This window comes from Rouxiella badensis (assembly GCF_026967515.2).
Lineage (GTDB): Bacteria > Pseudomonadota > Gammaproteobacteria > Enterobacterales > Enterobacteriaceae > Rouxiella > Rouxiella badensis.
The window spans coordinates 1,754,256-1,766,133 of the sequence record NZ_CP114062.1; the positions used below are offsets into that span (position 1 = coordinate 1,754,256).

Here is an 11,878-nt window from a genome sequence, read left to right on the forward strand (position 1 = left end):
CTCAGTTAGTTAAGTCGCACTGATTGATCAGTATTAATTACTTTAGGTCCGTACTATGCCCGCAAAATTTACTTACGGACTCAACTCCATGAAAAATCCAATAATTAAGCAGGCAATTGTATTTGTCACCTTGGCAATTTGTGCTGCCTTCTCCGCAGGCGTACTGTTCTTTGACGTTGTTATTCTAAAGGATCAGGTCAAAGAAATTTCCGCCACCGAAATCATTCAAGAGTTGTTCCTGTTCGCGACAGCGGCGCTGTTTTTTATCCATTCACGTCGACAAAAAACGCTGCGCGGCGGCTTTATTCTGGCGGCAGGATTCTTCGGGTGCATGCTTATTCGCGAGCTCGACGCCCTCTTTGATCTCATTCATTTTGGGGCCTGGGTCTATTTCGCCAGCCTGCTCGCCCTGTATTCCCTTTGCTGGGCTGCGTTCACGCCTAAAACCACGCTGCAAGGCCTGAATGCGCTGGTCGCCGATGATGCGTTTCCCGTACTGCTGTTCGGCCTGGTGGTGATTCTGGTGTTCTCACGCCTGATGGGCCTGCACTACATCTGGCAGGCCGCGATCGCAGGCGATAACGTGCGGCTGGTCAAGAATCTGGTGGAAGAAGGCACTGAGTTATTTGGCTATTCGCTCTGTCTGTTGGCGGCGATTCGGCTGTGCGGCGGTAAAAAATCCTTCCATGATGCTTAAATGATTAACTCATTATTGTGAAGGAGTTGTTTCACTTAATGGATTAAAAAAATATTAGGGATTTTTAAATTTTAAGCAACATTGTGAGTATGGATCACCCATCAGAATTTACCAATCCTCCCCCCCTGAGGAGGGGGTAAAGCTGATAAACAAAAACCGGCTCATGCCGGTTTTTGTTTATCAGAAGTCAGCGCTCAGAAAACGACTCGCCAACCGCGTCGCGGATAGGCGTTTCACCGCTGCAAAGCTCCCACTGTTTACCCACGGCTGACGAACTTCCCAGCGCGGCGACAACAACCAGCGCCACGTCTTCGCGCGGAACCTCGCCCCTGCCGACATCCTCTGACAGCGTCACCAGGCCGGTTGCCGGTTTATTGGTCAAGGGACCCGGACGAATTATGGTCCAGTCCAGCCCGCTTTCACGCAGAGAGGTATCAGCGTCTCGCTTGGCCTCGATATAGGCTTTCCAGACCGGTTCGGTACCCGGCTTGATGGGGTCATCGACACCGATGGCGGAGATCTGCACGTAACGCTTGATGCCAGCCTTACGCGCCGCTTCGGCCAATAACACCGATCCGGCATAATCAACGGTGCGTTTACGCTCGGCCGAAGAGCCTGGGCCAGCACCTGCCGCAAACACCACGGCATCGACGCCTTTGATGGCGCTCGCCAATGCGTCGGCGCTGGCAGATTCGATATCGACAAGCACACTGTCTGCACCGAGTTTACGCAGAGAGGCGATTTGCTGCTCTTTACGCACAACACCCAGCGCTTCATGCCCCTGAGCGCGTAAGTGCTTGATAATAAACTGTCCAATTTGGCCGTGTGCGCCAACAATTGCGACTTTAGTCATCGCTCCTCCTTTGACCTTTTTAATGAATAAGGGTAATCCTTGCAGACTCACCGCTACCCTTAACTGTAGCACAAGGACTTTTTAACCTTTTAAACAGGCTTTCAGGCGCGCCAGGGTAAGACGCCCTCCGGCAGTCGGCGGGCAAACAACGTAGCGATGAGCATAAACAACAACACCACCAGAATCATTAAACAGCCTACCGCAGCCGCTAACGTCGAGGAGCCGCCTTCATCGAGAAAAATCACCATCGGCCCCAGCGTCTGCGAACTTGAGGTAACCAGTAGAATGGAAACCTGAATCTCGTTCAGCGCGGTGAGAAACACCAGAATTGCCCCTGCCATCGCCGAGGGCGCGGCCAACGGCATCAGGATGTCCCACATACGGCGCATAAATCCCGCACCGGAAATTTGCGCGGCTTCGTCTAGCGATCGATCTATCTGGGCAAAACCCGCAAGCGTTGGCCGTAGTACCAGCGCCAAAAAGTTTGAGAGGTAGGCCGCGAGGATAATCCATACGGTGCCGTAAATACTGACGTTAATCAGTGGCAAAGGTTTGAGAAAGAACAAAATAGCCGCAATACCGGTGACAATACCCGGCAGCGCATAGGCCAGTTCGGTCGACATTTGCAGCAGGCTCACCAGTCGGCTTCGCTGCCAACTGAGGAAATAGGCTAAAAACAGTGAGGCGAGGGTCAGCAGCACCACGGCCATTAGCGTCAACCCAAGACTGGTGAAAAACGCCTGATGGATTGCCGGATATTGCCACAGGGCGTTGGTATAGTTGTCAAAGGTCAACGTTTGCCGGTTAAGGGTTTGCCCAAAGCCATTAGTGAGCGAGGTGCCAACCAACGCGGAAAGCGGCAGCAACAAAGTCATGCCAATCCACAGCCACGCCAGCCATTCGGCCGGGAGACGCCATGCGCCGAGCGGCTGTTTGAGCTGACGCAGTGAACCAGACACTCGCACATCACGACGCCCACCCAGATAGCGGCTGAGTGCCAGACCGCCGAAGGTTATCAGCGCGATGAGTAAAGACAGTACCGCCATATCCGGTAACGCAGAAGGCCCGTAGCCGTTGAGCCGCTGATACACCAGCGTTATGAGCGTAGGCACGCGTGCAGGAATGCCGAGCATCGCCTGAATACCGAAGTTACCGGCGGCAGCGACAAACGACAGCGCCGCACCGGCAAAAATCGCCGGGCGTGCCAGAGGAAGAATGACCGTAAACAGCACTCTCAACGGTGAAGCGCCGGTTATCCTCGCGGCCTCGACTAAATCGGCCGGCAAACGGCGCAGACCCGCACGCACGGTCAGAAAAACCAAAGGCGCGTTGTGAAGGCCAAGCAGCATAATGATGCCGATGAGGGAATACAAAGGCTGACCGTTGCCCAGCGTCAATCGCCAACCGAGCGACCGGTAAACAGCCTCAACCCCGGTTAAGAGCGGGCTTGAAGGTGACAGCGCCTGAACCCACGCCAGCGCAATCACCTGCGGGGGAATCATCAACGGCAGAATAAAAGTGAAGACCCAAAGCTGTTTACCGCGCATATCAGACAGCCCAACCAGCAGCGCCGCGAGCGTACCGGCGAGCATGGCCAACAAGGTTGCGGCAACGGCAATCTCCAGCGTATTCAACGTTGCCTGCCATACCTTTTGCGTACCAATGAGCTGCAATACGTGCGCGAGGTCAGGCGAGCCGTCTGGCGCAATCGCGGCCCAAATCAGCCGCGTTAACGGCGCCACGGAGAGTACGCCGATGCCCAAGGCCAAAAACCACAATACCGCCCTTTCGCTTCGCCAGCCGAAGATTCGCCGTAAGGCCACTGTGCGGCGTAATTCCCGCATAACGTTCATCGCGCTTATAACGCCCATCGCCTTAACCGCCGAAGATTTCGGTGAATTTAGCGCGCACCTGTTTATCGTCATCGACCGCTTTATCGGCGTCCAGCGTTAACAGTTTAATCTTGTCGATAGGCGTAAAACCGGCCGGTGCAGGCACGCTTTCGTCAATCGGGCGATTGCCTTGCTTGACCACCAGCTCTTGTCCCTGTTTCGAAAGCAGGAAATTCACGAAAGCTTTGGCCGCCGGAACGTTGTGGCTGGACGACAGAATCGCCACCGGCTCGGTCACAAACGACACCCCCTCTTTCGGATAGACAAGATCGATAGGTGACCCCTTTTGTTTTGCGAGAATGATATCGGCGTCGGTAATAACGCCGTATTTATCCAATCCGCTGGCAACGGCCTTAAGCGCCGGACCGTTACCCCCTTCGGGACTGACGCCGTTAGCCGCCAACTTCTGATAGAAGGTCCAGCCTATGTCGGGCGTATTGATGGCGGTATGCAGGTTGTAAAGTGCCGCGCCTGAATACAGCGGGCTGGGCACGGCGACCTGTCCTTTATTGACCGCGTCGGTGAGCGCCATCCACGAGTCGACCGGCTTGGCATTTTTAGTGTTGTAGCCAATCACGGTGGCAATGATCTTGGTTCCGAACCAGGTTTTATCTTTGTCGTAGAAGCTGGCCTTGATATTGCCTACCGGCGCCTGCGGATAAGGCATCAGGTTGCCTTCTTTTTTTAATGTACCGAGATTTATCGAATCGGCAACGAGCAGCACGTCGGCCTTCACGTCACCGGCCATCATCTCGGTATGCAGCACGTTCATCAGCTGAGTAGTGCCGTTACGGGTCCATTCCACCTGAAGAGACGGATAAGCCGCCTTAAAAGCGTCAATGGTCTGCTGGGCAATCTCGGGGGCCTGAGAGGTGTAAATGACCAGCTTACCGCTGGGCTTATCCTCGGCCTGAGCGCCAGATATTGTCGCCAGCAAGCTGGAAACCAGCAACGCTGCCAGTGAACTTTTGACGGTCATTTTTTTAGCTGATGTTGCAAAAGCGAGGTGCATAGCCCTGTCCTTTAAGAAGAAGTCAGAAAAAAATCATTACTCAACTATTGCAGTTAAAGCGTATTACAGCGAACCGTTATCCGGGATCAGCCAGCCGTCGTTCAGCGTGAGTCGCAGACTATCGCCAACGTCTAAACGCTTAACATCGGTGAGGTGCAGCGAAAGCCATTGCCCCGGTGCGCCGTCTGGCTCTGCGTCCAGCTGGCTGTAGCCGCCGCGATAAGTGATACGTTTAATCGTCGTACTGAAACCTTTTTCATCCTCTCGCGCCGCACGCACCGAAGCGGCATGCAGGCAAATTTTGCCATTGCGTTGTGCACGCTGCCGTGGGCTGGCGCGCAAACGATAAGTGACGCCGAGCAAGTTGACGTCGGCCGTTCCCCCCTCCGCCGGTCGAATATCTTCAACCTCAATGACCCGCCCGTCGTCGATAAATTTGGCGACCATCTCGTTAGCCGGTTCAAGATAAAGGGTCTGCGGCGTCGCGAACTGCATGACTTTCCCAGCGTTCATGACCACCACGCGATCGGCAATCGCCATCGCTTCCTGTTGGTCATGGGTGATATACAGCAGCGTCGCGCCCGTGTGGCGGTGAAAGTTGGTGAACTCCTCCTCCATTGACGCACGCAGATGTACGTCAAGATTGGCCAGCGGTTCGTCGAGCAGCACGACAGAGGGTTTGGCAACCAGACAGCGAGCCAATGCCACCCGTTGACGTTGGCCCCCAGAGAGATCGGCAGGACGTCGGCTGGCGAACTCCCCGAGTCCGACCTGTTCCAGCGCCGCCGCGGTACGCAGACGGCGCTCGGCGGTGGGGATGCCGTTAACTTTGAGGCTATAGGCCACATTTTCTTCGACCGACATGTGCGGCCAAAGCGCATAGTTCTGGAAGACAATCGCCAGCTGTCGCTGTTCAGGTGCAACGTGATGCTCGGGAGAAGAGACGGTATTGTTGCCAAGCGTGATCGTGCCGCCGTCGACAGGTTCGAATCCGGCAATCGTGCGCAGCAGCGTCGTCTTACCGCAGCCCGACGGGCCTAAAACCGCGACAAACTCACCGTGGCGAATGTGCAACGATACGTCATCCAGCACGGTTTGCGACGCGTAAGTTTTGGTCAGGTGGGCAATATCTATGGCAGACATCTGATTATGCATCCCGCAGTTTCAACCGGTGAACGGTTATCAAATAAAACAACGGGGGATAAGCTAGCGAGGTTAAATGACGTTTTTATTAAACAATGATGACGAAAATAATTTAGCGGCGTGTCGGTACCCGGCTGCCGCAGTGAATCTGCGGCAGCCGGGGAGGATTATTTAGCCTTTTTGGTGCCAAGGTAGCGATAGACCACGGAAAGGTCGTTATCACCGTAACCGGCATCCACCGCTTTCTGCCAGGTTTCACTGATGTTTTTCATCACTGGCAGCTTGCGCGAGCCGCTGGCCTTGAGCGCCAGATTGATGTCCTTCAGGGCCCAGGTCAGTTGCATCTGCGGCGTATAGTCGTCGGTCTTGAACATCTCCATTTTGCCTTTGATGTAAGGCACGGCCAGCGGACCGCCGTCCAGCACGTTCCACAGGTCATCGGTGGTGAAGCCCAGTTCCTCGGCGAGCTGAGCGCTTTCGGCGATACCTTCAACCATCGAGATAAGCCAGGCATTGACCACCAGCTTCATCTTCGAGGCTCGGCCGGCTTCACCCAGCCATTTAACCCCTTTAGAAATTGCGCCAAACACCGGTTCAACGGCGGCCCCTGCCTCTCTGTCGCCGCTGGCCAGCACCACAATTTGCGCCTGCTCGGCGGGGGCTTTGGTGCCTGACACCGGTGCGTCGAAGAATACCGCATCCGGGCGCTGTTTTTTGGTGAGTTCGATAAGCTGTTCGGTTGCTTCAACGCCGAGGGTTCCCATCTGGACGACAATTCCGCCCTGCTTCAGCCCTGCGAGCAGCCCGTCTTCGCCGTTGAACACCGCGAGCGTGGTTTCGCCGTCTGACAGCATAGTTATCACAACATCCACGCCCTCAACGGTTTCGCGCGGCGTCTTACCTGCGACAGCCCCGGCCTTGACCAGTGCGTCGCCGCGAGATGCGGTACGGTTCCAGACGCGGGTGGTAAACCCTTTTTTTACCAGGTTAGCGGCAAAAGCGTGCCCCATGGCACCCAGTCCAAGTACTGCGACAGTGGGTTGCTGACTCATATCCTGCTCCTTGTTTAAGAAAATGACTTTCGGAATGTAAGAGTAATTATCGGGGGAGGGTTTTTAATTTCAAATTTGTTTTGTAACTTCAAGTTCGGTTGGGGGCGGTGCAAACTCGCCTTTTTGCTGGGGTGCGGCCCAGAGCCGCTCAGCGCCATCCTGAACCCGCCAATAAACTCTTAAGTAAAACCTTGTTCAGCCTTTGAGCGTTGCCTGCCCAGAATAGGAGGGATTTTTGACAGTGAGCATTTGAGATGCCGCACGTTTCCCGCCAATGTGAATCCGGCGCAGAAAGGACATCAGATTTACCGCTGCTGATGCAGCAAAGAACAAACAAAAAAACCCCGCCGTTAGACCGTGCGTGGATTTGACCGCAAGGTTGCCGGTTTTTGTTTAAGAAGATTGTTGGCGGATTCGGGACAGCGCCCAGCGTGCGAAGCACGTGCCCTTGACCTTAAGACCTAGACCTAGACCTAGACCTTAAAAGCGCATCAAGGGCCGCTCAGCCCCCCACCCCCACAGCACATTTTGCCCTTTAAGAAACTTTGCTAAGGTTTATAAAACCGCCCCAATATCGTACTCTTAGCGCATGAATTTTTTTAACATCAGTCGGTAAGACTCAGGAGATATCGTGTCAGGAGCTATTGTAATTGGAAAGACGGGTAAACTTATCTTAGGCGCGATGATTTGCATCGTGTTTGTGTTCGTGCTGTTCACGCTGGGGATGACCTATATCTACCCAACGTGGATGCAGCGTACATCGCCAGAAGCCTGTGCAACCATCACGCCACAAAATGCCATGGATACGGTAACCCGCGACTTCATGCAAAATAAACTGCCGAACTGGGGTAACGACAAAGACAACCTGGGTACCCAGATCCCGAGCCTGTCATTTATTGCCGACAACGTGAAGCAAAGCAACGGCACCTATGACGTTCCGTTTACGGCAAGAGGCCCGTCAGGCACGTTGAAATATGACGCTCACCTCAACTGCTCGAATAATTATATCAAGTACGATACCGTCGAATAACAGCCTGCCTCTGCGCCATCGGCACGGTGGCGCATTGATTCCCTGCCCCCCATTTTTAGAGGTGTCATCATGCGAATATTGATTCTTGGCGCAACAGGAATGGTCGGTCAGGGGGTATTGCGTGAAGCTCTGCTGGCTGAAGACGTCACGGAAGTCGTCGTGTTAGGCCGCACGCCAGTGGGTAAAAGTGCCGATAAACTGACCGAAATTGTTCACAGCAATCTGTTTGACCTGAGCGATATCGAATCTCGGCTCGGCAACTTCAGCGCCTGCTTCTTCTGCCTGGGCGTTTCCTCTTTTGGCATGTCCGAAGTCAACTATGTTCACATTACGTACGGTTTAACGCTGTCTGTAGCCCATGCTTTACTGCCCCTTAATCCCATGATGACCTTCGTATACGTCAGCGGTGCAGGTACCGATAGCACCGAACGTGGCAAGACCATGTGGGCTCGCGTGAAAGGCAAAACCGAAAATGCTTTGCTGGGTATGCCCTTCAAGGCGGTGTACCTCTTCCGCCCCGGCATCATTCAGCCGTTGCACGGCGTGAAGTCGAAAACCCGGGCTTATCGCCTGCTTTACCCTCTTCTTTGGCCATTTATTACCGTCCTCAGGCCTCTCATTCCCGGCGTTATCCTGACCACAGAAAACGTCGGACGAGCCATGCTCAACGCCGCTCGGCGCGGTGAGGGCGATAAGGTGTTGGAATCGAAGGATATCTATCGCCTAAGCCGGAAAAACATTTTGTAACTGAGAATGTAAAAAAGAGTGTAAATTATCAAAAATGGTAATTAGAATGCAAAGCGTTATCATTTGCATTTTCAGGGACCATTATTTTGTCATTATCAAAAACAAACATAAAAAACGGCGCTAATCCTCACTCTGGACAGTCTCGCGCAACAGGTTATTTCAAACCCAGCGTCCTCGCGCTGGCCATCTTACACTGCTCCCCCCTGCTCGCCGCCACCGGCAGCGAGGCCGATAACTCCGGCTCGGTCATGACCATTACTGCCGACGCAGCTGACGCGAACCCGGTCGAATACGGCGCAACGCAGGCCTCTACGGCCACCAAAACCGATACCCCTCTGATTGAAACACCACAGTCTGTCAGCGTAGTGACTCAGTCAATGATTGAAGACTACCAGGTGACCTCGCTCGATGACGCAATGAAGTTCGTTAGCGGCGTGACGCAGGGCAACACGTTGGGCGGCACGGAAGACGGTTTCGTAAAAAGGGGGTTCGGTGCCAACAGCGACGGTTCCATTCTGCTCGACGGCGTGCGCAGCAATCAGGGACTCGGCTTTGACGCGACCACCGACCACGTAGAAGTGCTGAAGGGCTCAGCCTCCTTACTCTACGGGATCCAAAACCCCGGCGGCGTCATCAACGTTATCAGCAAGAAACCGCAGTATGAATGGAACACCCGCGTTAGCGGTCGTACCGGAGGTTCAGGCGGCGGTGCGGGTACCCTCGACGTCACCGGCCCGCTGGGCAATGGTTTCGCCTTTCGTTTTATCGCCGAACGCCAGTCGGAAGATTATTGGCGTAACTTCGGCAAAGACCAGCACACCCTGCTCGCCCCGTCGCTGAGCTGGTACGGTGAAAAAGCCAGCTTTAACATCAGCTATCAGGAGTATAAATACGATATTCCTTACGATCGCGGCACCGCGTTTATCAACGGTAAACCTCTCAGCATCCCTTACGAACGCCGCCTCGACGAGTTGGCTAACCACGCATGGGGCAAAAACAAGCGCCTGAATACCACCTGGGAATACGAACTGTCGCCAGACTGGAAAACCCGCTTCACCTACGCCTGGATGCAACGTCGCTACGATAGCAACGAAGTGCGCGCGACGGCCATTAATACCACCACCGGTGCAGTGACCCGCCGTGCAGACGCCAACCGTGGCTTTAATCATCAAACCAGTCTGACCTCATGGGACTGGATTGGCGAACCAGAGGTTTTAGGCATGAAGCATGATCTGCTGATAGGCGCAGACTATGAGAAGGTCGAGACCTACAAGCAGTATTCTTATCGCGGCAAGGTCAACTCAAACTTTAATATGTATGACCCGGTTTACGGCGTCTCACCGATAACCAACGGTTCGACCTATTCAGACAGCAACAGTAACCTGCGATCGACGCTGTTCAACCATTCTGTCTACGCCAAAGACAGCATCCACTTTACCGACCACTGGATTGGGGTCATCGGTGGTCGCTATCAGCACTACAATCAAAAGGGTTCTTCCGGCTTCGTGACGCCGGCCGAGACGCAAAACGATACCGCCAACAAGTTCCTGCCACAGGTTGGATTGGTGTACATGCTCAACGATTCCCTGTCGTTCTACGGCAACTTCAGCAAGTCGTTTACGCCTTCAACCGACGTCGATGACGACGGCAATACCGCGCAGCCAGAACTGGGTACCACCTATGAGATAGGCAGTAAATGGCAGATTTCTCCCCGCCTTGATGCCACTGTCGCGCTTTACCGCATCGATGAAAAAGACATGTCGGTATACATCAATGGCGTCACGCGCAACATTCCAAAAGCACGTTCAAGCGGCGTCGAGCTTGAGCTGAACGGAGAAATAGCCAAAGACTGGAGCGTCAGCGCCAACTACGCCTACGACAAGACCGAGATAGTTGAGGACAACGTGTCGCAGAACAACGTCGGTAACCGTCTGGTGAATGCGCCCACCAACATGGGGAGCCTGTACGTCAGCCATACTCTGCGCTGGCTGCCGGTTCCGGGCGATATTCGCCTCGGCGGCGGTGCGCGCTATGTTGGCACGCGGGCGGGCGATCCTGAAAACAATTTCACCATGCCAGCCTATACGGTGGCGGATGCCTTCATCACCTGGGACAACGCGTTGCTCGGCAAACACACTCAGTTGCGTTTGAACGTTAACAACATCTTCAATAAGGAATACTACACCTCAAGCGCCGGTAACCTGCGCGTTGAAGAAGGCGAGACCCGCAATGTGGTGTTGTCGGCCAGCGTCGATTTCTGATGCTCTGCATCTAGAAAAAATCATAAAAAAATCAGGATTTACTCATGAGAAATGGCTGCCGGAAGATTCCGGCAGCCTGGCGGTTAGGACTTGGCCGGGAGTCGAGTCCAGTAGGTTCCCGTTAGAGGGATAGGTAAAAACTGCTGGTACAGAGTTTTCAGCGTTTGATCGGGGTCCAGCGAGGCAAACAGCTGCGGATAAAACACCTTGGCGAACACTTCCACGTCAATGAGGTGGTAAGGGCTTAAATAGAAGTTGTGCCACAGGCTGTAGGCGTTCCCCTCTTTCACCGCGCGCAGATTCGACAGAATTAGCTGGTTTGACATTAACGACCTGAAGCTGTTTTCTGCCCGTTCCTTCGAGACCTGCGGGCCGAGCTGCAAATCGTCCGGCTTTTCAGGACCCGACATGCCGGTGGTGAGGTAGACGTCAGGATTGGCAACAATAACCGATTCAGGATTCATCTCACCATACACGCCCTTGAAGGCCTTTTTAGCGATATTATCGCCGCCGGCAAACGCCAGCAGGTCAGCGAGATTACCGTTGGCAACCGTGGTACAGCAGCTCTCTCTTCTGCCCAAATGCAGTTGCAGCATCACCCTGGGCTTTTTACCCTGATAATTCGCCAGCGTTTGGCTAATATGCTGCATATGCTGCTGATAAAAATCAATAAAGCGTTCAGCTTTCTGTTGAGTATTCAATGCCTGGCCGAGCAGCCGCAGGCTCGGAACGGTGTTATGCAGTTGATCGACGCGAAAATCGACGTAGATAAACGGCACCTTGGCCTTATCCAGCTGCTGTTCAAGCGTTCCTTCATTCGACGGCCGTTTGGCATAGCGCGGCAGGATAACCAGGTCCGGTTTTAAGGCGATGATCTTCTCTGCGCTCATCTGGTCGTAACTGGTGTTGCCTATCTGTTCGACGTTGGCAATATGCGGAAACGCCTTCACGTAAAGCTGCCAGCTCTGCGGGTCATAATGCTGCATGTCACCCGGCCAACCCACCACGTGGGCCGAAGGGTCACCGTCTTCAATCAGCGCCAGACTGTAGAGCATGCGGCTCTCACCAAGCACTATTCGCTGTGGATTATCGGGGATCTCGACCTTCCGCTGGTAAATATCGACCACCGTTTTGGCCTGCGCCGTCTGGATTACTGCACCACTGCCTACCGCAATAGCGATGGCCATTGCC

At 54.1% G+C, this 11,878-nt stretch carries 10 protein-coding genes; 4 read left to right on the forward strand and 6 right to left on the reverse strand.

Annotated elements, in window-relative coordinates:
* Positions 1–88 precede the first annotated feature (88 nt).
* A complete protein-coding gene (locus O1V65_RS08230) occupies positions 89–697 on the forward strand; it encodes a hypothetical protein (RefSeq protein WP_084912064.1) in 609 nt (202 codons plus the stop codon).
* A 187-nt stretch (positions 698–884) separates the two neighbouring features.
* Here O1V65_RS08230 and O1V65_RS08235 read toward each other — a convergent pair whose 3' ends face one another.
* The 5 genes from O1V65_RS08235 to O1V65_RS08255 all read right to left on the reverse strand — a co-directional run bounded on the left by O1V65_RS08235 (position 885) and on the right by O1V65_RS08255 (position 6,649).
* Positions 885–1,550, reverse strand: a complete 666-nt coding sequence (locus tag O1V65_RS08235) for an SDR family oxidoreductase (RefSeq protein ID WP_017493134.1) — start codon at positions 1,548–1,550, stop codon at positions 885–887.
* A gap of 101 nt (positions 1,551–1,651) precedes the next feature.
* Positions 1,652–3,403 (reverse strand): ABC transporter permease, encoded by a 1,752-nt coding sequence (locus O1V65_RS08240; RefSeq protein ID WP_192504468.1) that lies wholly within the window; start codon positions 3,401–3,403, stop codon positions 1,652–1,654.
* A 22-nt stretch (positions 3,404–3,425) separates the two neighbouring features.
* The gene (locus O1V65_RS08245; protein ID WP_269130406.1) at positions 3,426–4,421 is read right to left on the reverse strand and encodes an ABC transporter substrate-binding protein; all 996 of its coding nucleotides are present in this window, start codon (positions 4,419–4,421) and stop codon (positions 3,426–3,428) included.
* 96 nt (positions 4,422–4,517) lie between these two features.
* A complete protein-coding gene (locus O1V65_RS08250; RefSeq protein ID WP_026110703.1) occupies positions 4,518–5,597 on the reverse strand; it encodes an ABC transporter ATP-binding protein in 1,080 nt (359 codons plus the stop codon).
* A 167-nt stretch (positions 5,598–5,764) separates the two neighbouring features.
* The gene (locus O1V65_RS08255; RefSeq protein ID WP_017493130.1) at positions 5,765–6,649 is read right to left on the reverse strand and encodes an NAD(P)-dependent oxidoreductase; all 885 of its coding nucleotides are present in this window, start codon (positions 6,647–6,649) and stop codon (positions 5,765–5,767) included.
* 631 nt (positions 6,650–7,280) lie between these two features.
* Here O1V65_RS08255 and O1V65_RS08260 point away from each other — a divergent pair.
* The 3 genes from O1V65_RS08260 to O1V65_RS08270 all read left to right on the forward strand — a co-directional run bounded on the left by O1V65_RS08260 (position 7,281) and on the right by O1V65_RS08270 (position 10,687).
* Positions 7,281–7,679, forward strand: a complete 399-nt coding sequence (locus O1V65_RS08260) for a YebF family protein (RefSeq protein WP_269130407.1) — start codon at positions 7,281–7,283, stop codon at positions 7,677–7,679.
* A gap of 69 nt (positions 7,680–7,748) precedes the next feature.
* Entirely contained in the window at positions 7,749–8,426 is a 678-nt protein-coding gene (locus O1V65_RS08265) for an NAD-dependent epimerase/dehydratase family protein (protein ID WP_026110702.1), read from the forward strand.
* Between the two features lie 185 nt (positions 8,427–8,611).
* Positions 8,612–10,687 carry a TonB-dependent siderophore receptor gene (locus tag O1V65_RS08270; RefSeq protein WP_420066653.1) on the forward strand — a complete coding sequence of 692 codons (2,076 nt, stop codon included), beginning with the start codon at positions 8,612–8,614 and terminating at the stop codon, positions 10,685–10,687.
* A gap of 83 nt (positions 10,688–10,770) precedes the next feature.
* Here the strand turns inward: O1V65_RS08270 and O1V65_RS08275 are convergent, their stop codons facing one another.
* Entirely contained in the window at positions 10,771–11,874 is a 1,104-nt protein-coding gene (locus O1V65_RS08275) for an ABC transporter substrate-binding protein (RefSeq protein ID WP_420066654.1), read from the reverse strand.
* Between the last annotated feature and the right edge of the window lie 4 nt (positions 11,875–11,878).

Excerpts from the sequence above, each read along its gene's own strand:
- O1V65_RS08230 (WP_084912064.1), top strand. The coding sequence starts at position 89 with ATGAAAAATCCAATAATTAAGCAGGCAATTGTATTTGTCACCTTGGCA.
- O1V65_RS08235 (WP_017493134.1), bottom strand. The coding sequence starts at position 1,550 with ATGACTAAAGTCGCAATTGTTGGCGCACACGGCCAAATTGGACAGTTT.
- O1V65_RS08240 (WP_192504468.1), bottom strand. The coding sequence starts at position 3,403 with ATGAACGTTATGCGGGAATTACGCCGCACAGTGGCCTTACGGCGAATC.
- O1V65_RS08245 (WP_269130406.1), bottom strand. The coding sequence starts at position 4,421 with ATGACCGTCAAAAGTTCACTGGCAGCGTTGCTGGTTTCCAGCTTGCTG.
- O1V65_RS08250 (WP_026110703.1), bottom strand. The coding sequence starts at position 5,597 with ATGTCTGCCATAGATATTGCCCACCTGACCAAAACTTACGCGTCGCAA.
- O1V65_RS08255 (WP_017493130.1), bottom strand. The coding sequence starts at position 6,649 with ATGAGTCAGCAACCCACTGTCGCAGTACTTGGACTGGGTGCCATGGGG.
- O1V65_RS08265 (WP_026110702.1), top strand. The coding sequence starts at position 7,749 with ATGCGAATATTGATTCTTGGCGCAACAGGAATGGTCGGTCAGGGGGTA.
- O1V65_RS08275 (WP_420066654.1), bottom strand. The coding sequence starts at position 11,874 with ATGGCCATCGCTATTGCGGTAGGCAGTGGTGCAGTAATCCAGACGGCG.